At 70.2% G+C, this 24,018-nt stretch carries 24 protein-coding genes; 12 read left to right on the forward strand and 12 right to left on the reverse strand.

Annotated elements, in window-relative coordinates:
- Positions 1–6: 6 nt before the first annotated feature.
- From P2L57_RS02060 to P2L57_RS02070, 3 genes are all read right to left on the reverse strand, one after another.
- Positions 7–1,026: an AAA family ATPase gene (locus tag P2L57_RS02060; protein ID WP_275807152.1), complete on the reverse strand. Its 1,020-nt coding sequence runs from the start codon at positions 1,024–1,026 to the stop codon at positions 7–9.
- Positions 1,027–1,120: 94 nt separating this feature from the next.
- Positions 1,121–3,145, reverse strand: a complete 2,025-nt coding sequence (locus tag P2L57_RS02065; RefSeq protein ID WP_275807155.1) for a VMAP-C domain-containing protein — start codon at positions 3,143–3,145, stop codon at positions 1,121–1,123.
- Positions 3,142–3,579: a CU044_2847 family protein gene (locus P2L57_RS02070; protein WP_275807158.1), complete on the reverse strand. Its 438-nt coding sequence runs from the start codon at positions 3,577–3,579 to the stop codon at positions 3,142–3,144. Before P2L57_RS02070 ends, P2L57_RS02065 begins: the two co-directional genes overlap by 4 nt.
- A gap of 263 nt (positions 3,580–3,842) precedes the next feature.
- Between P2L57_RS02070 and P2L57_RS02075 the strand changes: the two genes are divergently transcribed.
- The 3 genes from P2L57_RS02075 (at position 3,843) to P2L57_RS02085 (ending at position 5,970) form a co-directional block, all read left to right on the forward strand.
- Positions 3,843–4,019, forward strand: a complete 177-nt coding sequence (locus P2L57_RS02075; RefSeq protein ID WP_275807162.1) for a DUF6104 family protein — start codon at positions 3,843–3,845, stop codon at positions 4,017–4,019.
- Between the two features lie 96 nt (positions 4,020–4,115).
- A complete protein-coding gene (locus P2L57_RS02080; RefSeq protein WP_275807165.1) occupies positions 4,116–4,964 on the forward strand; it encodes a DUF4097 family beta strand repeat-containing protein in 849 nt (282 codons plus the stop codon).
- A gap of 1 nt (position 4,965) precedes the next feature.
- Positions 4,966–5,970 (forward strand): PadR family transcriptional regulator, encoded by a 1,005-nt coding sequence (locus P2L57_RS02085; protein WP_275807169.1) that lies wholly within the window; start codon positions 4,966–4,968, stop codon positions 5,968–5,970.
- A gap of 105 nt (positions 5,971–6,075) precedes the next feature.
- Here P2L57_RS02085 and P2L57_RS02090 read toward each other — a convergent pair whose 3' ends face one another.
- Positions 6,076–7,038, reverse strand: coding sequence for a zinc-binding dehydrogenase (locus tag P2L57_RS02090; RefSeq protein ID WP_275807172.1), 963 nt, complete (start codon positions 7,036–7,038; stop codon positions 6,076–6,078).
- A 513-nt stretch (positions 7,039–7,551) separates the two neighbouring features.
- Here P2L57_RS02090 and P2L57_RS02095 point away from each other — a divergent pair.
- Positions 7,552–8,751: an NAD(P)-dependent malic enzyme gene (locus P2L57_RS02095; protein ID WP_275807175.1), complete on the forward strand. Its 1,200-nt coding sequence runs from the start codon at positions 7,552–7,554 to the stop codon at positions 8,749–8,751.
- 268 nt (positions 8,752–9,019) lie between these two features.
- On the opposite strand, the gene P2L57_RS02100 is transcribed toward P2L57_RS02095, so the two are convergent.
- A complete protein-coding gene (locus tag P2L57_RS02100) occupies positions 9,020–9,787 on the reverse strand; it encodes a class I SAM-dependent methyltransferase (protein WP_275807178.1) in 768 nt (255 codons plus the stop codon).
- Positions 9,788–9,878: 91 nt separating this feature from the next.
- Between P2L57_RS02100 and P2L57_RS02105 the strand changes: the two genes are divergently transcribed.
- Positions 9,879–10,460: a CGNR zinc finger domain-containing protein gene (locus P2L57_RS02105; RefSeq protein WP_275807180.1), complete on the forward strand. Its 582-nt coding sequence runs from the start codon at positions 9,879–9,881 to the stop codon at positions 10,458–10,460.
- A 23-nt stretch (positions 10,461–10,483) separates the two neighbouring features.
- On the opposite strand, the gene sodX is transcribed toward P2L57_RS02105, so the two are convergent.
- Positions 10,484–10,897, reverse strand: coding sequence for a nickel-type superoxide dismutase maturation protease (gene sodX / locus P2L57_RS02110; RefSeq protein ID WP_275807183.1), 414 nt, complete (start codon positions 10,895–10,897; stop codon positions 10,484–10,486).
- 139 nt (positions 10,898–11,036) lie between these two features.
- On the opposite strand from sodX, the gene sodN reads away from it, so the two are divergent.
- From sodN to P2L57_RS02135, 5 genes are all read left to right on the forward strand, one after another.
- The gene (sodN, locus tag P2L57_RS02115; protein ID WP_269853252.1) at positions 11,037–11,432 is read left to right on the forward strand and encodes a superoxide dismutase, Ni; all 396 of its coding nucleotides are present in this window, start codon (positions 11,037–11,039) and stop codon (positions 11,430–11,432) included.
- Positions 11,433–11,565: 133 nt separating this feature from the next.
- A complete protein-coding gene (locus P2L57_RS02120; RefSeq protein ID WP_275807190.1) occupies positions 11,566–12,465 on the forward strand; it encodes a 1-aminocyclopropane-1-carboxylate deaminase/D-cysteine desulfhydrase in 900 nt (299 codons plus the stop codon).
- 227 nt (positions 12,466–12,692) lie between these two features.
- Positions 12,693–13,244, forward strand: coding sequence for a GNAT family N-acetyltransferase (locus P2L57_RS02125; RefSeq protein WP_275807193.1), 552 nt, complete (start codon positions 12,693–12,695; stop codon positions 13,242–13,244).
- Between the two features lie 263 nt (positions 13,245–13,507).
- Positions 13,508–13,921 carry an ATP-binding protein gene (locus P2L57_RS02130; RefSeq protein WP_255919192.1) on the forward strand — a complete coding sequence of 138 codons (414 nt, stop codon included), beginning with the start codon at positions 13,508–13,510 and terminating at the stop codon, positions 13,919–13,921.
- A gap of 154 nt (positions 13,922–14,075) precedes the next feature.
- A complete protein-coding gene (locus P2L57_RS02135) occupies positions 14,076–15,128 on the forward strand; it encodes an RNA polymerase sigma factor SigF (protein ID WP_275807199.1) in 1,053 nt (350 codons plus the stop codon).
- A gap of 28 nt (positions 15,129–15,156) precedes the next feature.
- Here the strand turns inward: P2L57_RS02135 and P2L57_RS02140 are convergent, their stop codons facing one another.
- Complete coding sequence (locus P2L57_RS02140) at positions 15,157–15,600, reverse strand: hypothetical protein (protein WP_275807202.1); 444 nt, start codon at positions 15,598–15,600, stop codon at positions 15,157–15,159.
- A 112-nt stretch (positions 15,601–15,712) separates the two neighbouring features.
- On the opposite strand from P2L57_RS02140, the gene P2L57_RS02145 reads away from it, so the two are divergent.
- Positions 15,713–16,696: a diacylglycerol/lipid kinase family protein gene (locus tag P2L57_RS02145; protein WP_275807205.1), complete on the forward strand. Its 984-nt coding sequence runs from the start codon at positions 15,713–15,715 to the stop codon at positions 16,694–16,696.
- A gap of 329 nt (positions 16,697–17,025) precedes the next feature.
- Positions 17,026–17,283: a WhiB family transcriptional regulator gene (locus tag P2L57_RS02150; RefSeq protein WP_109452013.1), complete on the forward strand. Its 258-nt coding sequence runs from the start codon at positions 17,026–17,028 to the stop codon at positions 17,281–17,283.
- 233 nt (positions 17,284–17,516) lie between these two features.
- Here P2L57_RS02150 and P2L57_RS02155 read toward each other — a convergent pair whose 3' ends face one another.
- From P2L57_RS02155 to P2L57_RS02175, 5 genes are all read right to left on the reverse strand, one after another.
- On the reverse strand, positions 17,517–18,971 hold the full coding sequence (locus tag P2L57_RS02155; RefSeq protein WP_275807213.1) for a sensor histidine kinase: 1,455 nt from the start codon (positions 18,969–18,971) through the stop codon (positions 17,517–17,519).
- Positions 18,972–19,372: 401 nt separating this feature from the next.
- Entirely contained in the window at positions 19,373–20,443 is a 1,071-nt protein-coding gene (locus P2L57_RS02160) for an SIS domain-containing protein (protein WP_275807215.1), read from the reverse strand.
- A 161-nt stretch (positions 20,444–20,604) separates the two neighbouring features.
- Positions 20,605–22,158: a glycoside hydrolase family 3 protein gene (locus tag P2L57_RS02165; RefSeq protein WP_275807219.1), complete on the reverse strand. Its 1,554-nt coding sequence runs from the start codon at positions 22,156–22,158 to the stop codon at positions 20,605–20,607.
- Positions 22,155–22,982, reverse strand: coding sequence for a carbohydrate ABC transporter permease (locus tag P2L57_RS02170; protein WP_275807222.1), 828 nt, complete (start codon positions 22,980–22,982; stop codon positions 22,155–22,157). The genes P2L57_RS02165 and P2L57_RS02170 overlap by 4 nt, the downstream gene beginning before the upstream one ends.
- Entirely contained in the window at positions 22,979–23,971 is a 993-nt protein-coding gene (locus tag P2L57_RS02175; RefSeq protein WP_275807225.1) for a carbohydrate ABC transporter permease, read from the reverse strand. The genes P2L57_RS02170 and P2L57_RS02175 overlap by 4 nt, the downstream gene beginning before the upstream one ends.
- Positions 23,972–24,018 lie beyond the last annotated feature (47 nt).

The following is a 24,018-nucleotide window of genomic DNA, read 5'->3' on the forward strand; positions in this document are numbered from 1 at the left end:
CGCGGATCACCTCATCCGGTTGAGCGGCTGCATCAGCTCGTCGGCGAGCCGCTCCCGGGTGCCGAGGTCCTCGTCCTTGGCCTGCTGGGTGAGGTAGATGGCGTTCAGCAACTGGTCGGCCGAGCGCTGCTCCCCCGGCCTGCGGTCGAGGAACTGCCGGATGATGGGCGCGTTGTGCTCCGCCGCCTCGGGCCCGAAGTGCGCCCGCACCATCGCCGCGAGCCGCTCCTCGTCGGGCGTGCCGAGCCGCAGATGGATGCAGCGGCGCAGCAGCGGTGCCGGGAAGTCGCGTTCCCCGTTGCTGGTCAGCACGACGAACGGGAAGGCGCGGCAGCGTACCCGGCCGCCGTGCACATCGACCCGGCCGCCGTCGTCGTCCTGTACCTCGACTCCCTGGTGCCGGTCGGCGATGCGCTCCAGCTCGGGGATGGCGAACTCGCCTTCCTCCAGGGCGTTGAGCAGGTCGTTCGGCAGGTCGATATCGCTCTTGTCGAGTTCGTCGACGAGCAGTACACGGGGTTTGGCGGCGGGCAGCAGGGCGGTGCCGAGCGGGCCGAGCCGGATGTAGCGGCCGATGCCGTCCGCGGTGGGCTCGTCGGCGTCCTGCTGCGGTGCGGTACGGGCGAGTTGCAGGTCCTGCAGCCGGGCCAGCGCGTCGTACTGGTACAGGCCGTCGCGCAGTACGGTACGGCTGACGATGGGCCATCGTAGGACCCGGCCGAGGCCCAGTTCATGGGCGACGGCGTGGGCCAGGGTGCTCTTGCCGCTGCCGGGCTCGCCGGTGACCAGCAGGGGCCTGCGCAAGTACAGTGCGGCGTTGATCAGTTCGAGTTCGGTGGGGCCCGGCCGGTACTGCTCGGCGAGGTCCTGCTGCAGTCCGAGCCGCCGCGTTGAGGCGGTGTCGATCGGCGCGGGCGGGCTGACGAGCGGGTGGCCGTCGAAATTGCGCCACGGCGGCGGACCCGGCAACCGGTCGATGCCCTCATGGGGGCGACCGGTTCCTCGGTAGATGAGCCACTCGTTCACTTCGCGCTCCTCCCTTTATGACAGTACCCAGCAATCGGACGGCCAACAGTGGTTTCCGGACGCGTACGGTGGCACGCTGCCCGCGGAGCCTGACTCACCGTGCGCCCCCGTCCGCCTGGCCGAAGCCGGGCAGTGGCGTGTCCGCGTCGTCGTAGAGCAGTACCAGATGCTCGGCCCACAGCGGCTCGGCGCCGGAGCCGGGGATGTCCCGCAGGTCATGGGTGCGGGCCCGAAGTACCCTGACCGCCTCGGGGAGTTCGGCGGCTCCCGCGACCCCCGCCAGCAGGTGCTCCGCCTCGCGCCGGAAGACGGCGCACTGCGGTCCGCAGGCGTCCGGCGGATGCGGGTTGGCACTCCACAGCGCGACCCCGTGGCCCGCGTCCAGTACGTCGAACATGGTCTGCAGACCCTCGCCGCCGCCCACCGGGCCGCACAGCACCGGCACCGACTCCACCGGGGCGTTGCGCAGCTTCTCGTAGCCCGGGCTGCGGTCGAGCACCTGCAGGGGCAGCGGGGTGAGACCGGTGCTGTGCGAGATGCCGCTCCATCTGCCGAGCCACTCGGCGGTGGGCGGCACCCGCTCCACGTCCCGGACCACCACCGGTCGCCGGGACCCCATGGGCCGGGCGGGGCGGTGCGACTGTCGCTGGCCGCCCGGGATCCACAGCTGGGCCGCGGTGTCGAAGTGGTGGACGGGCAGGGCGATTTCCACGGTCGCCGGGCGGCCGGACTCGTCCGCCCGGTCCAGCGCGAGCGCCAGCGGCTCCTGCACCTGGGCGACCGCCTCCTCGAAGGCGACCCCCTCCCGCTCGTCGCAGACCGTGGTGATCTGCCGGTCGTGCGCTGAGCGCACCAGCTGGATCTCCCAGCGGAACCGGACCGGCCGGTCCTCCTTCCAGACCACCGGTGCGAGCGCCACCAGCACCGAGGCCTGCCCGTCGGCATCCGGGGACGCCACCGCATCGCCCAGTTCCACCAGCTGGTTGCGGTCCGGCGCGGGCAGCGAGATCGCCCGGCTCATCGCGAACTCCAGCAGCGCGGCGGCGCCCGCCGGATCCTGCGCCCGTACCTCCTCGGCGACCAGCACGAGATAGGTGACGAAGGCGAGCAACTGCTTGCCGTCATCGGGTTCGTACAGCAGCCCGTGGCCGTCCCGCCAGGCGACCGGCAGCGGATCGTGCACGGTGCCCGGCCCCAGCACCCGCTCGACCAGCCGTTGCACCACGCCCCCGCTGCACGGCGGCGGCAACTCGGCCAGCAGCCCGAGCGCCCTGGCCCGGTCGAACGGCGTCCACTCGCCTATCACGTCGGACAGTTGGCCCTGGACGTCGATCCAGGTGCCGCGCGCCTGCCGTCGGGGCTGCTGCTGTCCGTAGTGCCAGCGGTCATGGCCGCGGACCAGCTCCTGGTAGGGGTCGGATTCGAGCGCCAACTCGGGGACCAGCGGCGGGGATTCGCTCAGCGCGCGCAGCGCGGTGAGCAGCACCGCCTTGCCGCCGTCGCGGCTGCGGCGGCGCGCCTTGACCACACCGACGACCCGGCCGTGCGCCAGGTCGACCACCAGGCTGCCGGAGACCCCGGCCGGGATCTCCGAGTCGGGGCCGAGCCGAAACACATCGATCCGGTCGTTGCCCGGCACGGTGCAGGTGCCGTCCCACGGGTCGATGGTGTCCGCGGGCCTGCGCCAGCCGACGGCCGCCACCCGCCCGCTGACCGGCGGAATGGCGCGGTCGCTCAACCAGGCGCAGCCGTGCGCCACCGGTTCGGTCAGCCTGATCAGGGTGAGGTCGGGGGCGAGTTCGTACTCGCGCTCGTCGCCGAGTTCCCAGCCGGTCATCTCCTCGGGGGCGGGCAGTGCGTACACCGCCCGGCCGGACACCACGCGTTCGCCGACGCGTACCCCGATCTCCGTGTCGCCCGCCCATCTCCTGCGCCCCATCCGGCCGTCCCTGCGCACCAGGACGTGCGCGCAGGTCAGCACCCACTCGGGGGCGACGAGTAAGCCGCTGCCCCAGAACTCCGCCGCGTCGTCGGGCGCGGCCAGGATGGCGACCGCCACCTCCCTGGCCAGCTCTCGCAGCCGGGCCTCGGCCTCGGCGGGGCGCAGTCCGGTGCTCATGGTGACGGCGGGGTCGGCGGCATGGGTGTCATACCGGGCATCCCGCTCATCGACGACCTGGGGTGCGCCACCGCGGGCCGGTCCGGCTCGGCCTCCCGGCCGAAGCGGTCCCGCCAGGTCAGCGTCACGGTCAGCGCCGCCCTGGACTCACCGTCGGCCAGCACGCTGACGATCGCGCCGGACTTGACCGCGAGCTCCACCCCGAACTCCACGCTGACCTCGTCCGGCGCGGCCTGCGCGGCCGCGTCCCGTACCGAGGCGGCGACGCCGGTGATCAGCCCGCGTAGCTGCTGGACCCTGGCGACGACGCCGTCGAGGGCGCCGACGTCCTCGTAGTCCCCGTACTCCTCACCGTCCGCGAGCGCGTCCACGGACAGCCGGGCCCATACTTCGGTGCCGTCCGGCAGTTCGATGCGCTGAACCTGCTCCCCCATGGCCCCCTGCACTTCCCGGCGGGACAACTGGCCCGCGCCGTATGCGACGTGGTGGAAGATCAGGTTAGTCGCCAGACGCGTGAGAAATAAGAGAATGGCGTGAAGCGCCCCCCTGGAAGTGAGGGGTTCCGCCGCCGGGGGGCCAGGGGCGGGCCACCGGCCGGAGCGCGGGACGCCGGAAGCCGTCGGGCCTGTGTACGAAGGTTCGGCCAGGCGGTTTTAAGCTGGCCGGAAACGTCCCTGTTTCTGATCTGGAGCACCCCTTGTACTTCACGGACCGCGGCATCGAGGAGCTGGAGGACCGGCGCGGCCAGGAGGAGGTCACCTTCGAGTGGCTGGCCGAGCGGCTGCGTGAGTTCGTCGACCTCAACCCCGAGTTCGAAATTCCGGTCGAGCGGCTGGCGACCTGGCTGGCACGGCTGGACGACGAAGAGGAATGACAGTCTCCGGGCCTCCCTTGACTTTCCCGATACGCGATATATCGTGTTGAGCGGAGGACGCGATATGTTGCGTCTACTCGGACTCGGGAGGCCCGGATGTCAGCGCAAGCGTGGACCGTGCCGGAACCAGAGAAGATCAACTTCGATGGCTCCGTCACCGCTCTGCACGTCCGCATCGTCGGCGGAACGGTCAATGTGGTCGGAACGGACGAGAGTTCCGCCCGCCTTGAGGTCTCCGAGATCGACGGCCCGCCGCTGATCGTCACCCACGACGCGGGCACGCTCACCGTCGCCTACGAGGACCTGCCTCGTAAGGGGCTGCTCGGCTGGCTCGACCGCAAGAGCTGGAAGCGGCACGCCGTGGTCTCCCTGGCGGTCCCCGCGGACACCCGGGTGGAGCTCTCCGTGGTCAGCGCCGCGGCCGTGGTCTCCGGGGTCTGCGGCCACACCGCGGTGCACGGCGTCAGCGGGGACACCACCCTCGTCGGGCTCACCGGACCGGTGCAGGCCGACAGCGTCTCGGGCAACGTCGAGGCCCAGGCCCTGTCCGGCGACCTCAAGGTCAGCACGGTCTCCGGTGACCTGACCGTCGTCGAGGGCACCGGCTCCCAGGTCAACGCCGACTCGGTGAGCGGCAACATGGTGCTGGACCTGGACCCCTCCGCGGGCGCCGCCGTACGGCTGAACACCGTCTCCGGTGAGATCGCCATCCGCATCCCCGAGCCGGGCGACGCGGAGGTCGACGCCAACACGGCGAGCGGCCCGGTCTCCTGCGCCTTCGACGAACTGCGGGTCACCGACCTGTGGGGCGCCAAGCGGATCGCGGGCAAGATCGGCCAGGGCGCCGCACAGCTCAAGGCCACCACCGTCTCCGGGGCCATCGCGCTGCTGCGCAGGCCGCCGCTGGAACCGGCCGACGCCCCTTCGCTGCGGAAGGACCTCTGACATGGCCCCCGTCTTCGCCCACGGCCGACTCCGGCTGTACCTGCTCAAGCTGCTGGACGAGGCGCCACGGCACGGCTACGAGGTGATCCGGCTGCTGGAGGAGCGCTTCCAGGGCCTGTACGCGCCGTCCGCCGGGACCGTCTACCCGCGGCTGGCCAAGCTGGAGAAGGAGGGCCTGGTCACCCACACCACCGAGGGCGGCCGCAAGGTCTACTCGCTGACCGACGCCGGAAGAGCGGAACTCGCCGCCCGTCAGAGCGAGTTGGCCGATCTGGAACAGGAGATCCGGGACTCGGTCTCCGAACTGGCCGCCGAGATCCGGGAGGACGTCCGCGGCTCCGCGAGCGATCTGCGCCGCGAGATCCGCGAGGCCGCCCAGCAGGCCCGCAGTACCCCTCGGGACTCCGCGGCCCATGACTTCCGCCGGATGAAGCAGGAGTGGCAGGAACAGGCGCAGCGGGCCAAGGAGGAGAGCCGCCGGGCCAGGGAGGAGGCGCGCAACGCCCGCGAACAGGCCCAGGAGGCACAGGCGTTCGCCCGCGAGGAGGTCCAGCGGATCGTCCGCAGGGTGCAGGACGAGGTGCAGGAGCATGCCCGGCGCGGCGACTGGCAGGGCGCGATGAAGGAGGGGCTGGCCCAGTTCAGCCGGGAGATGAGCCGCTTCGGCAAGCCCGCGGACGACGCCTCGCGCGGCCCCCGGCCACCGCAGGCGACACCCGGCCCCGCGGCGGAGGGCACGATGGAGGACGTCCCGCACACCCCCCGGCCGTCGTACGTCAGGCCGGAGCCGGCGCCGGAGCACGCACCGGAGTGGGCGGTGGAGGACGACATTTCGTCCACGAACCCGGGCCGCGATCTGGAGCGCCTGCTGGACCGCTTCCGCGACGACATCCGGGACGCGGCCCGCGACCACGGCGTGGACGCCGGCCAACTGCGCGACGTACGCCGCCATCTGTCCACGGCGGCGGCGCACATCGGGGTGGTGCTGCGGCCGCCGCGGCCATGACCTGACGGTTCGGCCCGGCGCGACGGGTTCGCGCCGGGGGCGGTGCTTCGCCAACGGGCGGCGGTCGGTGGACCGTTGATGAGAGCACCGCCGCCCCGGACGGCGTCAGACGGTCAGCACGACCTTGCCGAACAGATCGCCGCCAGCCATCTTCTGCAGGCCCTCGCGGGCCTGGTCCAGCGGCAGTACGGAGTCGATCACCGGCCGCACCCCGGTGGCGGCGCAGAAGCTGAGCAGACCCGCCAGCTCCTCCTTGCTGCCCATCGTGGAGCCGACCACCTTCAGTTCCAGGAAGAAGATCCGGTTGAGCTCGGCCGACTTCGGGCTCGACCCGCTGGTCGCACCGGAGATCACCAACGTGCCGCCCGGCTTGAGGGACTTGACCGAGTGCGACCAGGTGGCCGCCCCCACCGTCTCGATCACCGCGTCCACCCGGTGCGGCAGCCGCGCACCGGGCTCGAAGGCCTCCTCCGCGCCCAGTTCCACGGCCCGAGCGCGCTTGGCCGCGTCCCGGCTGGTGGCGAGGATCCGCAGACCCGCCGCTTTGCCCAGGGCGATCGCGGCGGTCGCGACGCCGCCGCCCGCGCCCTGCACCAGCACCGCATCACCGGGCCGTACGTTCGCGTTGCTGAACAGCATCCGGTACGCGGTCAGCCAGGCGGTGGGCAGGCAGGCCGCCTGCTCGAAGGAGAGCTCCTTCGGCTTCGGCAGGACGTTCCACGCCGGTACCGCGACCCGCTCGGCGAACGTGCCCTGGTAGCGCTCGGTGAGGATGGAGCGCGGCTCACGCGGGCCGACCCCGTGCCCCGACTGCCCGATCACCGAGTGCACGACGACCTCGTTGCCGTCCGCGTCGACCCCGGCCGCATCACAGCCCAGGATCATCGGCAGGCTCTCCTCGCTCAGCCCGACACCCTGTAGCGACCACAGGTCGTGGTGGTTGATGGAGGCGGCCTTGACGTTCACGACCGTCCAGCCCGGCCGCGCGTCCGGTTCGGGACGCTCCCCCAACTCAAGCCCGCTGAGCGGCTGATCACGGTCGAAACGGGTGGCATAGGCAGCGAACATAGTCACGAAGCTAATCCCGCGGCCGGATGCTCACCAGCCCCCGCTCCGCGAAGCGACGCACATCACCCGTACCAGTGCCGCCCAAATCTTTCCGCAAAGCCGCCATGTCCGGTGTGATCTGCACATCTCGCCATCCGGACAGCCCCCGTTGGCGGGCGGTGTATGTCAAAATCAGAAAACGGGCGATCCCCGTTGTCCCATCGGGCCGGTACACCAAGGCCGGACCGCGATGGGCACCGCTGTACGAGTCGTACATCCCGCGCTCCGCTTCCCGGCATTCGGGCAACAGACGCAATTCACCCGTTGTTCGGGATGCGGCAAGGAAATTTTATGGACTCGTCAGTAGAAACAATCATCCGGTAGAACGGATCTTTCACCCCTCACCCGGGGCCCTGTGCGTGAGTGCGCACGCACGGCGGCCGTTCGTCTCCCACCGCGGAGACGGCGGACGCCACCCCGCCCCCTGAACCGGGGGGAGTACCCTCAACAAGCATTCTGACAAAGGGGTCAATTGTGGCAGCGGAGATCGTCAATCCTCGTAGCGACGCAGATCAGGACGACTTGATCGATCCGGCTTTCGCGCTACACCGTGGCGGCAAGATGGAAATCACCGCGACGGTGCCGGTGCGCGACCGGGACGACTTGTCGCTCGCCTACACGCCGGGCGTCGCCAAGGTGTGCACCGCGATCGCCGAGCAGCCCGAACTCGTCCATGACTACACCTGGAAGTCCCAGGTGGTCGCGGTGGTCACGGACGGCACGGCGGTGCTGGGTCTCGGCGACATCGGTCCGGAGGCATCGCTGCCGGTGATGGAGGGCAAGGCCATCCTCTTCAAGCAGTTCGGCGGGGTGGACGCGGTGCCGATCGCGCTCGACACCACGGACACGGACGAGATCGTGGAGACCGTGGTCCGGCTGGCGCCTTCCTTCGGTGGCGTCAACCTGGAGGACATCTCCGCGCCGCGCTGCTTCGAGATCGAGCGCAAGCTCCAGGAGCGGCTGGACATCCCGGTCTTCCATGACGACCAGCACGGGACGGCGGTCGTCACGCTCGCCGCGCTGCGCAACGCGGCGCGGCTGACCGGGCGTTCGCTGGGCGAGCTGCGCGCGGTGATCTCCGGTGCGGGCGCGGCGGGCGTCGCGATCGCCAAGATCCTGATCGAGGCGGGCATCGGCGATGTCGCGGTCACCGACCGCAAGGGCGTGGTGCACAGCGGCCGTACCGACCTCACCGATGTCAAGCGGGAGTTGGCGGGCTTCACCAACAAAGCGGGCATCACGGGCACATTGGAGGACGCGCTGTCCGGCGCCGACGTCTTCATCGGCGTCTCCGGCGGTACGGTCCCGGAGTCGGCCGTCGCCACCATGGCCAAGGGCGCGTTCATCTTCGCGATGGCCAACCCGAACCCGGAGATCCACCCGGACGTCGCGCACAAGTACGCGGCCGTGGTCGCCACCGGCCGCAGCGACTACCCGAACCAGATCAACAACGTCCTCGCCTTCCCCGGCATCTTCGCGGGCGCCCTCCAGGTGCGCGCCTCGCGGATCACCGAGGGGATGAAGATCGCCGCCGCCGAGGCCCTGGCGGCGGTCGTGCGGGACGAGTTGAGCGCCGAGTGCGTCATCCCCTCCCCCTTCGACGAGCGAGTGGCCCCCGCGGTCACCAAGGCCGTCGCCGCCGCGGCCCGCGCGGAGGGCGTGGCCCGGCGGTAGCGCCTTTGCGGCGCATCGTGGCTCTGGGTTGCGGCGGGCTTTGACACCGCCGGTCCGCAACCCCGGGGCCGCTCAGCGCTGCGGCGGGTTCTTGCTTGGGGGCAAGCCCCCAGGCTCCCCCCGGGCGCTGGCTTCTTCGGGGGCGAGCCCCCGAACCTCCCTGGGGGTTCGGGCGCTCGCCCCCGAAATTTGTTCCGCCGCGACGGCGAGCAGTTCCCTCGGCCCGGACCGACGGTGCCGAGACCACCGCAACCCGGGTGTACCGGGTCTACTTGAGCCCCAGCACCACCGCGTCCGGGACCGAACGCCAGACCGCCCGGGCCTCACTGAAGCCCACGTCGCGGAGGGTCTGCGCATGCCACTCGACGGGGTGCGGCTCACCGTCCGCATGGTCGCCGAAGATCTCGTAGCGGCGGGCGACGGCGGCGGCCAGTTGTTCGTCGGCGGCCGCCAGTTGCCACCACTCCCGCCAGTCGGGCACTGCGCCGGCGCTCCGCTCGCGCCCCATCCGGGCGTGCCGCAGGGCGTGTTCGGCGGCGTTGATCCGCGGGGTGGCCGGGTCCGGCATGTGGTCGGCGTTCATAAAGATCCCGCCGTCCCTGAGCACGCCCGCGATCTCCCCGTACAGCCATGCCAGCGGCTCGGTCTGCAGCCAGTGCAGTGCGGTGGCGGTGAGGACGGCGTCGAACTCGCGGTGCGGAAGCTTCCGCGTCCACTCCGGGTCGCGCAGGTCGGCGGTGACGAACTGGATCCGCGGCTCGTCGGCGAAGTGCCCGCGGGCGATCGTGAGCAGCGCCGGGTCGAGGTCGAGCGCGGTCGAGCGCGCTTCGGGGAAGCGCTTCAGCAGGCGGTCGGAGATACTGCCGGTGCCGCAGGCCAGGTCGAGGACGACGGGCGACGGGCCGGCCACCGCCTCGACGAGGTCGAGCATCACGCGGAAGCGCTCCTCGCGGTCCGGCAGGTACCACTCCTGCTGGCGGTCCCAGCTTTCCTGCCATGCTTGCCAGTCGGCGGGAACGATGCTTGTTTCCGTCATCACGGCCACCTCTGCTCGTAATACCCTGATAGCAGTTGCGTCTATTACAGCGCCGCACCCGACCCTAGACCGCACTGAGTAAGGACCGCAAGTGGAACTCGCTTATTACTCGGACTATGCCGTGCGGCTCGTGAACACCGAGCGGCCCGACCGCGGCGAGGACACGCTCTCCTCGGTCGAGGCGGTACGCGAACTCTTCGGCACCAACCGCCAGGCCGCACGGCGTGCGGGCGACGCCGACCTGACCCGGCTGCGCGCGGTGCGGACCAGGCTGCGCGCGGTCTTCGAGGCCGCCTCCGAAGGCGACGAGGTACGGGCGGTCGACCTGCTCAACGCGTTGCTGCTGGAGTACCCGGTCAGCCCGCAGATCTCCGGCCACGGCCACCTCGATGACCGCGGCCGCCCGCAGTGGCACATGCACCTGGCCGATCACGCCAACAACGCCACCGCCGCCTACACCGCACCCGCCTGCATGGGCCTGGCCTTCCAGCTCACCGAACTCGGCGTCGACCGACTGGGCATCTGCCAGGCCACCTCGTGCCGCAACGCGTACATCGACACCTCGACCAACCGCTCCCGCCGCTACTGCTCCGACCGGTGTGCCACCCGGGCCAACGTGGCCGCGTACCGCGCGCGCAAGCGGCAGGAGCAGCAGCAGAACGCACAGACCTGACCGCCCCTTCGGCCGGGCGGCCGCTAACGAGCCCGCAACCGGCGGGACAGCGACCGGTCGGAGCGCACCGGACGCAGCGCGCAGGCCGCCCAGTAGACCGCCGCCGCTGGTGAGCGCCGCAGCCCGCGCGGCGGTCGAAACCGTCCCAGCACCCGAGCGAGCAGCAGTTCGTCGGGAACCGTGCCGAACATCCGGCTGTCCGACTCGGCGAACGGATTGTCCCCGAGCACCCACCAGCCGGTGTCCCGCCGCTCCACCGCCCGCTTGACGATCAACAGGTCCTGCTGCAGCGGATGCCGCAGCACCACCACATCACCGGCACGCACCGGCGCCCCGTACCGGACGAGCAACTGGTCCCCGTGGTGCAGCGTCGGCACCATCGAAGGCCCCGTCACCTCCGCGAGTCCGAACGGCGGCCTTGCCCCCTGCTCGCGCATGCCGAGCCTCCTGTCAGATCCTCCACCGGGTCCAGAGTGACACCAGACTTTTGTCCTAAGCACCAGGGGGCACCCGGGAAATGGGACTCCTCAGGGAGTAATGTCCCACCTGCAAAGACGATCACAAGGAAGGACAGCCATGTTCTCTCGCCTGTTCGCGCCGAAGGTCAAGGTCAGCGCCCACTGCGACCTGCCCTGCGGCGTCTACGACCCGGCCCAGGCCCGCATCGAGGCCGAGTCCGTCAAGGCCGTCCAGGAGAAGTACCAGGCCAACGAGGACGCCGACTTCCGCACCCGTGCCCTGATCATCAAGGAGCAGCGCGCGGAGCTGGCCAAGCACCACGTCTCGGTACTGTGGAGCGACTACTTCAAGGCCCCGCACTTCGAGAAGTACCCGCAGCTGCACCAGTTGGTGAACGACACCCTCAAGGCCCTCAGCGCCGCCAAGGCCTCCAACGACCCGAAGACCGGCGAGAAGGCCCTCGAACTGATCGCCGAGATCGACAAGATCTTCTGGGAGACCAAGAAGGCCTGACCTTCGCTCGACTTCTGTTGTCTGCGAAGACACCACCTTCACAGAGCAACCGCCGCCCCCGATCCGCCACGGACCGGGGGCGGTCCCTTTCCGCCGTGCGGAATTCCATGGCGTCGTCGGTGAGAATGACGGGGTGACCGCACCTCTCCCGCTCGACGCGCTGCACGCCCGGCTGCCCTCGCCGCTCGTGGAGGTCACCGACGACCGACTGGCACGGCACGGGGTCCAGCTGCTGCTCAAGCGCGACGATCTCCTCCATCCCCGGATACCGGGCAACAAATGGCGCAAACTGCGGCTCAACCTGCGGGCCGCCGCCGAGTCCGGTCACCACACGCTGCTCACGTTCGGCGGCGCGTACTCCAATCACCTACGGGCCACCGCGGCCGCCGGGCGGCTGCTCGGCTTCGCGACGATCGGCGTCGTACGGGGTGCGGAACTCGCCGACCGGCCGCTCAACGCATCGCTGGCCCAAGCCGCCGAGGACGGCATGCGGCTGCACTTCATCGACCGGTCGACCTATCGGCGCAAGACCGACCCCGATGTCATCGCCGACCTGGAGCGCCGCTTCGGGCGCTGCTACCTGGTCCCCGAGGGCGGCAGCAACGCCGCCGCCGCTGCCGGATGCGCCGACCTGGGCCGGGAGCTGGGCGGCGTCGCCGATGTCGTCACCGTCGCCTGCGGCACCGGGGGCACGCTGGCCGGGCTCGCCGCCGGGCTGGACCGCGGCACACAGTGTGCGATCGGCTTTCCGGTGCTCAAGGGCGGCGGGTTCCTCGACGGCGAGATCCAGCGGCTGCAGCACGCCGCCTTCGGCGGACGGCGCGGCGACTGGCGGCTCGACACCCGCTTCCACTGCGGTGGGTACGCGCGTACGACCCCCGAACTACGCGCCTTCGCCGACGAGTTCGCGGAACGGCACGGCCTCGCCCCCGACCTCACCTACGTGGCGAAAATGCTGTACGGCACCTACGCCCTCGCCGAGGAGGGCCGGTTCGCTCCCGGCACCCGGGTGGCCGCGGTCATCACCGGCTGAGCCGCGCCGGACGACGCCAACGCGGTGGACGCGCCACACCCGGATTCATGAGGGGATCCGCATATGCTTCCGGTCTGCCACGTCCCGGGCACGCGGACCGGCCACCGGTGATCCGCGCCGTCGAACCGTGCGAGTCCCGGCGCTGCCGCCGACCGGACCGGCCGCTGATGTGATCGCCCACCGCGGGCCGGGCCCGGATGTCTGACCGTCCGGTTAGCCTGGGGGGCATGATTCGAGCCGCGAGCCCCGCCGACATCCCGGCGATCCACTCCATGATCCGCGAACTGGCGGAGTACGAGCGGTCGCTGGAGGACGCGCGGGCCACCCCGGAGCAGCTCCGCGAGGCGCTGTTCGGCGCGCATCCGGCCGCTTTCGCGCTGATCGCGCACGACGTGCCCGCCGCACAGCAGGCCGACGGCGGCGTCCCGCCGCGGGCGGTCGGTTTCGCGCTGTGGTTCCGTAACTTCTCCACCTGGACCGGCACCCACGGCGTATACCTGGAGGATCTGTACGTACGTCCCGAGGCGCGCGGCGCCGGGCACGGCAAGGCACTGCTCGCCGAACTGGCCCGGATCTGTGTGGAGCGGGGGTACGAGCGCTTCGAGTGGTCGGTACTGGACTGGAACGAGCCGTCGATCGGGTTCTACAAGTCGCTGGGTGCTGTATCCATGGACGAGTGGACGGTCCACCGGTTGACCGGTGAACCACTGCGCGCTCTGGCCTCATCTGCCACCCTGGCCTCGCCAAACCCCAACGGCGCGATACCACTTTCGAATTGAGACCGCAGACCACTAGCCACTGTCCGTACTCATAGGCTTACCATGAGTGACAACCGGGAGGTGCTGAAACTGAGCTCCTCTATGGGGACAGGCGTGCTTGGTCCGGGCGACACCGGGGCACAGATCGCGATACCGTCCCTGGACGGTGCGCGCCGAGTGTTGTTACTCGGAGTGTACGGACCGCGTACCAGCCGTGCTACCGCCTTGCGCGGTGTAACGGCGGCCATCAAGCTCAACCACCGTGTGCCACCTTGGAGGTGAGGGTGTCCCAGATCGCAGGCGAGCCCGGGTCGAAGGACTTCGTGGAGGTCCGGCTGCCCGCGGCGGGGGCCTACCTCTCGGTGCTGCGGACGGCGACCGCCGGACTCGCAGCCCGCTTGGACTTCACCCTCGACGAGATCGAAGACCTGCGCATCGCCGTAGACGAGGCGTGCGCCATCCTGCTTCAGCAGGCCGTCCCCGGCAGCGTGCTCTCATGCGTCTTCCGGCTGGTCGAGGACGCCCTGTGGGTGACCGTATCGGCGCCCACCACCGACGGCCGCGCCCCGGAGCGCGACACCTTCGCCTGGACGGTGCTGTCCGCGCTGGCCGGCGAGGTGGACTCCAGCGTGGCCGAGGACAACACGGTCAGCATCAGCCTGCACAAGAAGCGCGGCGCCGGCCCTGGACAGTCGTGAGGTTCCCAGATGCAGGAAGTCCTCAGGTTCCGAAGGAGCCCCGGCGACCGCGAGCACCGCGGCGGCCGTAGGTCCGGCCCCCCGCGGGGCCAGCGTGTCCCGGTCCACATGCCGGGCGATTACGGTTCAACCGTGAACGGAACGGGGGATCGCCATGAGCACTGACTCTCCTCGGGAACTGACCCCGGAGCGTGCTACCGAGCTGGCCGCTGGCCGGGTTCCAGGGCGCGCCGCGGAGCCGCCCGCCGGGTCGTCGGCCGAGAAGTCCGGCTACCGCAGTGGTTCCGGCGGGCGAGTCGCCGTGCCCGCCCAGGCCGCTCCGGCGGCCAGGCGGCAGCACGCGCGGCACCACCCCGTGCCACGCACCGACGGAACGGACGCGGTGGAGCAGGCGGAGTCCATGGACCAGGTCGATCAGCACGACCTCAACGGTGCGCACGAGCCGGAAGGCCCGCAGGACCGGTCGGGCGCGCGGGCACTGTTCGTGGAGTTGAGCAGGCTCCCGGAGGGCTCTTCCGAGCGGGAGGAGCTGCGCAATCGACTGGTGCAGATGCATCTGCCGCTGGTCGAGCACCTGGCCCGGCGGTTCCGCAACCGCGGTGAACCGCTGGACGATCTGACCCAGGTCGCCACCATCGGCCTGATCAAGTCGGTGAACCGCTTCGACCCCGATCGCGGGGTGGAGTTCTCCACCTACGCGACGCCGACGGTCGTCGGCGAGATCAAGCGGCACTTCCGTGACAAGGGGTGGGCGGTCCGTGTCCCGCGGCGGCTGCAGGAACTGCGGCTGGCCCTCACCACGGCCACCGGCGAACTGTCACAGGAGCACGGCCGGGCGCCCACGGTGCACGAACTCGCCGAGCATCTGAAGATCTCCGAGGAAGAGGTGCTGGAGGGCCTGGAGTCGGCCAACGCGTACAGCACGCTCTCGCTCGACGTACCCGACACCGACGACGAGTCCCCGGCGGTCGCCGACACCCTCGGCGCGGAGGACGACGCGCTGGAGGGCGTGGAGTACCGGGAGTCCCTCAAGCCGCTGCTGGAGCAGTTGCCGCCGCGGGAGAAGAAGATCCTTCTGCTGCGCTTCTTCGGCAACATGACCCAGTCGCAGATCGCCCAGGAAGTCGGTATCTCCCAGATGCACGTGTCGAGGCTGCTGGCCCGCACCCTCGCCCAACTCCGCGACAGGCTACTGGTGGAGGAGTAGACGGTCCGGGGGCTTAGCCCCCGGAAAATCAGTCTCCGTCCCGACCAGCGTCAGCGCCAAGCGCGGCGGTCGCTGCCGGGTGCACCAGCAGTACGAGTTCGGCCAAGGCCGCCGCGCCGATCGCCACCGCGGCAGCGAGCAACGCGCCGCCGTTCTGGCCCATGGTCCAGGCGATCGGCAGCGCGATCAGCTGGATGATCAGTGCGGGCCCGCGGCTCCAGCGCCGCGCTCGTAGCAGCCCATAGGCGGCGGTGAGCGGCAGTGCGGCCATCGCGAGCACGGTGAGCCCGCCCATCACGGCCGTCTGCGTACTGCCGCGGTGGCCGAACAACCCCATCGCCACCAGGTAGACACCGCCCGCGGCCAGCGCCAGACCTTCCAGTCCGGCGAGAGCCGCGGCGGCGGTCAGCCGTGGGATGCGGGGCGCGGCCAGGGGTACGGCCTCCGGGGCGGTTTCATGCTTCCGACTCACCCCAGCAGGGTAGCCCCCGCCCCGGGCACGGCCCTGGCAGCGGCCGACGGCCGACAGCCGTGACGAGGGACCGGCAAGATCCGCCGTACCGGCGCTGGGTACCCTTCCTCTCATGCGCGCGCTTCTCGTGGTCAATCCGAAGGCCACCACCACCGGAGCGCGGACCCGTGACGTTCTCATTCGCGCCCTGGCGAGCGATCTGAAGCTCGAAGTGGTCACCACGGAGTACCGCGGCCACGCCCGCGACCTCGCGCGGCGCGCGGTGGAGGGCGGTTCGGTCGAGTTGGTGGTGGCACTCGGCGGCGACGGAACCGTCAACGAGGTCGTCAACGGCCTGCTGCACAACGGCCCGGCCCCCGAGGCGCTGCCCCGTCTCGCGGTGGTTCCCGGCGGCAGCACCAACGTCTTCGCACGCGCCCTCGGCCTGCCGAACGACGCCGTGGAGGCGACCGGAGCGCTGCTGGACGCGTTGCGCGAGGGCAGCGAACGCACCATCGGCCTGGGCCTGGTGAGCGGAACACCGGGTACGGACGACGAGGGCGTGCCGCCGCGCTGGTTCACCTTCTGCGCGGGCTTCGGTTTCGACGCCGGCGTGGTCGGCCGGGTGGAACAGCAGCGGGTGCGCGGCAAGCGGTCGACACACGCGCTCTACGTACGGCAGATGGTGCGGCAGTTCCTCGGCGAGCAGAACCGGCGACATGGCACCCTCACTCTGAGTGAACCCGAGGGCCCCGATGGCCCGGACACCGTGCTACGCGATCTCGTACTGGCCATAGTCTGCAACACCTCGCCGTGGACCTTCTTCGGCAACCGGCCGGTCTACGCCACGCCGAAGGCCTCCTTTGACACCGCACTTGACGTGCTTGCCCTGTCCAAGCTGTCGTCGGCGGCGATGGCCCGGCACGCCAGTCAGCTGCTGCGGTCAACCCCGGAGCGCGGCCCGCACGGCAAGCACGTGACGACACTGCACGACCTGACCGACTTCACCTTGCAATCCCAGGTGCCACTGCCCTTTCAGGTGGACGGTGACCACCTGGGGCTGCGAATGAGTGCGACCTTCACAGGCGTTCGCCGTGCACTGCGTGTGATTGTGTGAGTGGCAGGGCCTAAAGTCCTTTCACTCGAACGTTTAGCCTCACCTGCACCCCATGGAAGTACGGCTGTGATCGAGGCGACACCGAGGAATCCAAAAAAACTTCCCGGAAGGGGTTGTATCCGCAGCCCAGGTTTGCGAGTCTCTACATGGCGATCGGGACGGCGCTTCCGGGGCACCCCTTGGATCATCGTTCGTCGCCCGAATCCTCTTCCTCTTTCTGCGGTCCGCGCCAGGTAACTGGCTGTCGGTCCGTTGCCTGCGGGGGGATTCGTGAAAGCGTTCACATTCACAAGCAACGTGCCAGCAACACACCAGGAGTTGGAGCAGACATGGACTGGCGTCATCGCGCCATTTGCCGCGAGGAAGACCCCGAGCTGTTCTTCCCGATTGGCAACACCGGTCCTGCGCTGCTGCAGATCGAGGAAGCCAAGGCCGTCTGCCGTCGCTGCCCCGTCATGGAGCAGTGCCTGCAGTGGGCGCTGGAGTCCGGTCAGGACGCCGGCGTCTGGGGTGGCCTCAGCGAGGACGAGCGCCGCGCGATGAAGCGCCGCGCCGCTCGCAACCGGGCGCGCAACGTCAGCGCCTGACGCCCGCCCCTTCGTGCTTGGTCCTGTCCGGTTCGCCGGCCAGGCCCCGCGGCCCCCGCGCCGCCGTACAGCACACGTACGGAACGCGGTGGCTGTCCCCGAGCCGCAGCGCGCAGCACACAGGCAGCGCAATGCAGACAGAGCACAAGGCAGTAGGCAACAGCCCCGGTCGACACGGTCGACCGGGGCTCGATGCTGTTTCGGGGCCTTTTCGGGTCCGGTCCGTCAGCGGCCTAGTCGAGTGGTTCCGCTGGGATGTCCAGCAGGACCTTCGTGCCGCCCTCCTTGCCCGGGACCATGTCGAAGGTTCCGCCCAACTCGCCCACCACCAGCGTTCGTACGATCTGTAGGCCAAGGTTGCCCGCGCGTTGTGGGTCGAAGCCCTCGGGCAGACCGCGGCCGTCGTCCTCGACGGTGATCAGCAGACGCTCGGGGCCACGCGCGGCGGTGACTTCCACCGTGCCGCGCTGGCCCGGGCCGAAACCGTGCTCAAGGGCGTTCTGCAGGAGTTCGGTCAGCACCATCGACAGCGGGGTGGCGGTCTCCGCGGTGAGGATGCCGAAGCGGCCGGTACGGCTCGCCACGACCCGGCCCGGGGAGAGTTCGGCGACCATCGCCATCACCCGGTCCGCGATGTCGTCGAACTGGACCCGCTCATCGAGGTTCTGCGACAGGGTCTCATGCACGATGGCGATCGAGCCGACCCGTCGCACCGCCTCCTCCAGCGCGCCGCGTGCCTTGTCGGAGTCCATCCGCCGGGCCTGCAGCCGCAACAGGGCGGCCACCGTCTGCAGGTTGTTCTTCACCCGGTGGTGGATCTCCCGGATGGTGGCGTCCTTGGTCATCAACTCGCGCTCGCGGCGCCGCAGTTCGGTGACGTCGCGGAGCAGCACCAGGGAACCGATGCGGGTGCCCTTGGGTTTGAGCGGGATCGTCCGCAGTTGGATGATCGCCTCGTTGCCCTCAACCTCGGTCTCCCGGGGCGCCCAGCCGCTGGCGAGCTTGACCATCGCCTCGTCGACCGGTCCGCGGGCCGGGGCGAGGTCCGCGGTGGTCTGGCCGAGGTGGAGCCCCACCAGGTCGGTGGCGAGTCCCAGCCGGTGGTACGCGGACAGCGCGTTGGGGCTCGCGTACTGCACCACGCCGTCCGCGTCGAGCCGGATCAGTCCGTCACCGGCGCGCGGTGAGGCGTCCATGTCGACCTGCTCCGCGGGGAACGGGAAGGAACCCGCGGCGATCATCTGCGCGAGGTCGGACGCGCTCTGCAGATAGGTCAGCTCCAGGCGGCTGGGCGTACGAACCGTGAGCAGGTTGGTGTTCCGGGCGATGACGCCGAGGACGCGGCCCGCGCGCCGTACCGGAATGGACTCCACCCGGACCGGCACCTCCTCGCGCCACTCCGGGTCGCCCTCCCGGACGATGCGGCCCTCGTCAAGTGCCGCGTCGAGCATGGGCCTGCGACCGCGCGGCACCAGGTGGCCCACCATGTCGTCCTGGTACGAGGTCGGCCCGGTGTTGGGCCGCATCTGCGCCACCGAGACATAGCGCGTCCCGTCCTTCGTCGGCACCCAGAGCACCAAGTCGGCGAAGGAGAGATCGGAGAGCAGCTGCCACTCGGACACCAGGAGGTGCAGCCACTCGAGATCGGAGTCGTCGAGCGCGGTGTGCTGGCGTACGAGGTCGTTCATGGAGGGCACGCTGTGGAGCGTACCTCTGGGACTTCACGGGAAGTTCATCCGCCTTCTGCGGGAGCCCTATAGACACAGAGTAATGGTCTAGTCCACAATGGGCTTGCAAAAAGCTTCCGCCCTCCCCGCACAGGAGGACGGAACGGGGCCCCGATCGGCGTTCTCTGCCCTGACTGCGCCGGGGGTCCCCACACAAGTCGGCATCACCGGCAGCGGGGACCGCACACCACGCACCGCCGGCGCCGACGGTAGCTCCGGGCTGCGGTGCCGGAAGGGCTGAGGGTCCCTTCCCGGCGCCGCGGCCCGCGGGTGTTTTGGGGGGAGGTACGTGCCGTCACGGTCGGGGCATCGCATGGGAAAGGCCCCGCCCGGAGCTGGCGGGGCCTTCACGCGGGGCTTGGTCAGCGGGTTTCGGTGACCTTGGCCAGGGCGCGGGGGGCGTCGGGGTCCTGGCCGCGGGCGATGGTGACCTCGTAGGCGAGCATCTGCAGCGGGATGATCTCCAGGATCGGCTGGACCTCCTCGGCCACCCCGGTCGTCGGCAGGACGAAACCGGCCGAGGCGGCGTCCACCTGGGCCTGGTTGCCGATGACGACGAGGTCGGCGCCGCGGCCGCGCAGCCGGTCGAGCACCGGCTGGAGCGCCTTGCCGCCCTTGCCCTCGGTGACGATGGCTATCACCGGCGAGACGTTGTCGACCATGGCCAGCGGGCCGTGCAGCAGGTCCGCACCGGAGAAGGAGAGCGCCGGGATGTAGCTGGTCTCCATCAGCTTCAGCGCGGCCTCCTTCGCGGTCGGGTAGCCGTAGCCGCGCGAGGTGATCACCAGCCGCTCGGCGAACCGGTAGCGCCCGGCCAGTTCCTTGACCTCGGCCTGGCGGGCCAGGATCTGCTCGGCCAGCTCCGGCAGCACCTTGGCGGCCGAGCCGTCGCCGCCCCGCAGTCCCTCCACGAGGAGGTAGAGCGACAGCAGCTCCGCGGTGTAGGTCTTGGTCGCGGGCAGCGCCTTCTCCGGCCCGGCCAGTACGTCGATGTGGAACTCGGAGACCTCGGCCAGCGGCGAGTCGGCGTTGTTGGTCACCGCGAGGGTGATGGCACCGGCCTCGCGGGCGGCCTGGGTGGAGGCGACCAGGTCGGGCGAGCCGCCGGACTGGCTGACCGTGATGACCAGTACATCGGTCAGGTCGGGCTGGGCACCGTAGGCCGTGGTGGTCGACATGGAGGTCAGGCCCGCGGGCTTGCCCAACAGCACCTCGATCAGATACTTCGCGTACAGCGCCGCGTTGTCGGAGGTGCCGCGGGCGGTGAGCAGCACGAAGCGCGGGTTGCGCGCGGCGATCCGCTCGGCGATCTCCCGGATCTTCGGGGCGCCCTCGTCGAGGATGCGACGCAGCACCGCGGGCTGCTGGGCCATTTCGCCGGACATGATCCGGCCCGGCTGGGGGTCCTGCTGGGTCGGAGTCGGGGCGGACATGCGATGAGCCTCCAGGCTGCTTGAATTGCGTGCGCTCGCCTCAGGGCGCTCGTACCCGATGCCGACGCTCCTCGTCGAGCGGTCGCTGCGCTCCCTCCTCCTCGTCGCCTCGGCATCGGCGCGCCCTTTGGCTCGCTCACGTTGTTGTCTTCTCCGCGGAGTCAGTGGTCGGCGTCCTTGCCGACGATGACCTCCGCGGCCGCTCGCCCGCACACGCGGGCCGCACCATGGGTCGCGATGTGCAGCGCGCCGCTCGGCGGTGCCTGCGGAACGCCCATTTCGACCACCACCGAGTTCGGCCGGGCGGCCACCAGGCGATCCAGCGCATCGGCCATCCACCGGTGGCGGTGTACGTCGCGAACCACGATGACGATCCTACGGTCCGCCGCGGAGTGCAGCACATTTGCGACCAACGCGGGCAGACCGCGCTCCGCGACGTCTGCCTCACGGTAAGTGCCGGTTCCGGTGCCGGGCAGCAGACGTTCCAGCTCGGCGGCGACGCCCCACGGCGTCTCGTCGCCGACCGCGATGTTCGCGACCGGTGTGAAGGCCGCCGCGTAGACCGGGCCTTCGGGTGCCTGGTACGGGCCGAGCCTGGTCACCCGCAGTGCCCGGCGGGCGGCGACCAGCCCGATCTCGGGGGTGACCGCCGCCTCGGGGGCAGGTGTGATCCCCTCCGCCGCACCCGGCCCCCGCGTACGGACCCACTCCCCCAGCGCCCGTACCCGCGCCGCGGCGTCCGCGAGCCGCTCCTCGGGCAGCTCACCGCTGTGCACCGCCCCTACCAGGGCGTCCCGCAGCAGCAGCACCGTCTCCTCGTCGGCGAGGTTGCCGCCCACACAGATCGCGTCGGCCCCGGCGGCCAGTGCCAGCACGGTGCCGCGCTCGATGCCGTAGGTGGCGGTGATGGCGCGCATCTCCACCGCGTCGGTGGCGATCAGCCCCTGGTAGCCCAGGCCGCCTTCGGTCTCGGGCGCCCGGAGCAGACCGGTGAGCGCCGCCGGGCTGAGGGTGGCGGGCAGTGCCCGGTCAACGGCCGGGAGCAGGATGTGCGCGCTCATCACCGCCTTGGTCCCGGCGGCGAGCGCGGCCCGGAACGGCACCAGCTCGCGTGCGTACAGCGTCGTCAGGTCGGCGTCGATCCGCGGCAGGTCGTGGTGCGAGTCGACGGCCGTGTCGCCGTGGCCGGGAAAGTGCTTGGTGCAGGCGGCGACCCCGGCCTGCTGCAGCCCCTCGACGTACGCGGCGGTGTGCCGCGCCACCAGTTCGGGATCGGCACCGAAGGACCGTACCCCGATGACCGGGTTGTCGGGGTTGGAGTTGACGTCCGCCGACGGCGCCCAGTTGAGGTTGACGCCACACGCCCGGAGCCTGCGGCCGAGTTCCCGGGCGACCGCGCGGGTCAGCTCGGTGTCGTCGACGGCGCCGAGGGCGTGGTTACCCGGGAAGGAGGAGCCGGTACGGGCTTCCAGGCGGGTGACGTCGCCGCCCTCCTCGTCGGCCGCGACGATCAGCTCCGGGGACTCCGCCCGCAACCGCGCGGTGAGCGCGGCGAGTTGCTCCGGTGACTCGATGTTCCGGGCGAACAGCGCGACCGAACCGAGCCCTTCGTCGAGCCGCCGCAGCAGCCAGTCGGGAGCGGTGGTTCCAGCGAAGCCGGGCTGGAGTACGCCGAGCGCGTCACGCGTCACGGTGTCCGTAGTCAGCATGGTCATCCCTTCACCGCCCCTGCGGTCAGTCCGCCGACGGCCTTGCGCTGGAGGATCAGGAACACGATCACCACGGGGATGGTGAAAAGGGTGGAGGCGGCCATCGTGGCGCCCCAGTCGTCACCGAAGTTGGTCTGGAACTGGGTGAGCCACAGCGGCAGGGTCTGGCCGCTCTGCTTGTTGAGGATGAGGACCAGTGGGAACTCGTTCCAGGCGGTGATGAAGCCGAACAGCGAGGTGGCCATCAGTCCGGGGGCGAGCAGCGGGAAGACGACCCTGATGAACGCCTGGGTACGGGTGCAGCCGTCGACCAGGGCCGACTCCTCCAACTCCTTGGGCACCGCGGCGATGAAGCCGCGCAGCGTCCAGATGGTGAACGGCAGCACCATCATCATGTAGAAGAGGGTCAGCGGGATCAGGCTGTTGAGCTGGTCCTGGTCGCGGACGATCATGTAGACGGAGATCGTCATGACCTCCCAGGGCGCCATCTGCGCCACCATGACCACCAGGACGAACGCCTTGCGGCCCCTGAACCGCATCCGGGCCAGCGCGAACGACGCCAGCAGCGCGATCGCCAGGGAGAGCAGCACCGCGCCGAGGGCGACGGTGAAGCTGTTGCGTACCAGCTCCCAGAAACCGGCGGCGTGCACCGCCTTGTCGAAGTGCGCGAACGTACCGTGGAACGGGATGAAGTCCGGGGTCTTGCTGATGATGTCGATGTCCGGCTTGAAGGCCGTGGTCGCCATCCAGTAGACGGGGAAGACGAAGAACACGAACAGGAGGACCGCGACGGCGTTGGGCCAGAAGCGTCCGAGAAGCGAGCGCCTCACAGGTCGTCCTCCTGCTTGAGAATGATCCGGAAGTAGTACGACATCAGCGCCAGCAGGATGAGGATGGTGAGCGTGGAGATCGCCGCGCCCACGCCGTAGTGCTGGTTGCCGACGCCCTCGACGAAGGCGTAGACCGGCAGGGTCTGGGTGGTGCCCGCGGGTCCCCCGGCGTTGAGCGCGTAGACCTGCGTGAACGCCTTGAAGACCCAGATGATCTCCAGGAACGCCGTGCTCAGGAAGAACGGTTTGAGGATCGGAAAGGTCACCGAGCGGAAGGTGCGCCAGGCGGTCGCACCGTCCATCCGGGCCGCCTCGAACAGCTCGGCGGCGATGGTGGTCAGTCCCGCGTAGAGGTTGAGGGCGACGAACGGGACGGACTGCCAGACGATCATCAAGGTGATGACGGAGAAGGTGGAGAACTGGCCGCCGAACCAGTTGAATCCCGCCATCGAGTGCCAACCGAGCTTCGCCAGCCCCCAGTTGACGACGCCGTACTGCGAGTCGAAGAGCCACTGGTAGACCGTGGTTCCGGCGACCATCGGCATCGCCCAGGCCAGGATCAGGGCGAGCGAGAGGAACAGCCGCATCCGCTTGCCCAGCCGGTTCAGCAGCAGTCCCACCAGTGTCCCCGTCGCCATGATCAACGCGACGTTGGCGGCGGTGAACAGGACCGAGCGGAAGGTGGTGTGCCAGAAGACCGAACTGGTCAGCTGGTCGGTGTAGTTGCCGAATCCGGTCCACTCGGTGGTGTGCTGGATGAGCTGGAAGGCGTTGAGGTTCTGGAACGAGATGACGAGGTTGCGCAGCAGCGGATAGGCGAGCAGCGCGGCCGTCGCCACCAGCGCCGGGAGGATCAGCAGGTACGGGGCGCCACGCGCGGCCAGCCCGCCCGCTGACCGCTTGCGGCCCGCCGGTGGTGGCGGGGTCGGCGGTGTGCTCGCACTGGGGGGACGCGGCTCAGTCGCCGTACCGGTCGATTGCGCACCCATGCTGTTGTCTTCCTCCCCGCTGGTGCCTGGCGTACCGGTGGGGCCAC

It is taken from the genome of Streptantibioticus ferralitis, assembly GCF_029223525.1.
GTDB lineage: Bacteria > Actinomycetota > Actinomycetes > Streptomycetales > Streptomycetaceae > Streptantibioticus_A > Streptantibioticus_A ferralitis.

Excerpts from the sequence above, each read along its gene's own strand:
- P2L57_RS02065 (WP_275807155.1), bottom strand. The coding sequence starts at position 3,145 with ATGAGCACCGGACTGCGCCCCGCCGAGGCCGAGGCCCGGCTGCGAGAG.
- P2L57_RS02070 (WP_275807158.1), bottom strand. The coding sequence starts at position 3,579 with ATGGGGGAGCAGGTTCAGCGCATCGAACTGCCGGACGGCACCGAAGTA.
- P2L57_RS02080 (WP_275807165.1), top strand. The coding sequence starts at position 4,116 with ATGTCAGCGCAAGCGTGGACCGTGCCGGAACCAGAGAAGATCAACTTC.
- P2L57_RS02085 (WP_275807169.1), top strand. The coding sequence starts at position 4,966 with ATGGCCCCCGTCTTCGCCCACGGCCGACTCCGGCTGTACCTGCTCAAG.
- P2L57_RS02090 (WP_275807172.1), bottom strand. The coding sequence starts at position 7,038 with ATGTTCGCTGCCTATGCCACCCGTTTCGACCGTGATCAGCCGCTCAGC.
- P2L57_RS02100 (WP_275807178.1), bottom strand. The coding sequence starts at position 9,787 with ATGACGGAAACAAGCATCGTTCCCGCCGACTGGCAAGCATGGCAGGAA.
- sodX (WP_275807183.1), bottom strand. The coding sequence starts at position 10,897 with ATGCGCGAGCAGGGGGCAAGGCCGCCGTTCGGACTCGCGGAGGTGACG.
- sodN (WP_269853252.1), top strand. The coding sequence starts at position 11,037 with ATGTTCTCTCGCCTGTTCGCGCCGAAGGTCAAGGTCAGCGCCCACTGC.
- P2L57_RS02125 (WP_275807193.1), top strand. The coding sequence starts at position 12,693 with ATGATTCGAGCCGCGAGCCCCGCCGACATCCCGGCGATCCACTCCATG.
- P2L57_RS02135 (WP_275807199.1), top strand. The coding sequence starts at position 14,076 with ATGAGCACTGACTCTCCTCGGGAACTGACCCCGGAGCGTGCTACCGAG.
- P2L57_RS02145 (WP_275807205.1), top strand. The coding sequence starts at position 15,713 with ATGCGCGCGCTTCTCGTGGTCAATCCGAAGGCCACCACCACCGGAGCG.
- P2L57_RS02150 (WP_109452013.1), top strand. The coding sequence starts at position 17,026 with ATGGACTGGCGTCATCGCGCCATTTGCCGCGAGGAAGACCCCGAGCTG.
- P2L57_RS02155 (WP_275807213.1), bottom strand. The coding sequence starts at position 18,971 with ATGAACGACCTCGTACGCCAGCACACCGCGCTCGACGACTCCGATCTC.
- P2L57_RS02160 (WP_275807215.1), bottom strand. The coding sequence starts at position 20,443 with ATGTCCGCCCCGACTCCGACCCAGCAGGACCCCCAGCCGGGCCGGATC.
- P2L57_RS02165 (WP_275807219.1), bottom strand. The coding sequence starts at position 22,158 with ATGACCATGCTGACTACGGACACCGTGACGCGTGACGCGCTCGGCGTA.
- P2L57_RS02175 (WP_275807225.1), bottom strand. The coding sequence starts at position 23,971 with ATGGGTGCGCAATCGACCGGTACGGCGACTGAGCCGCGTCCCCCCAGT.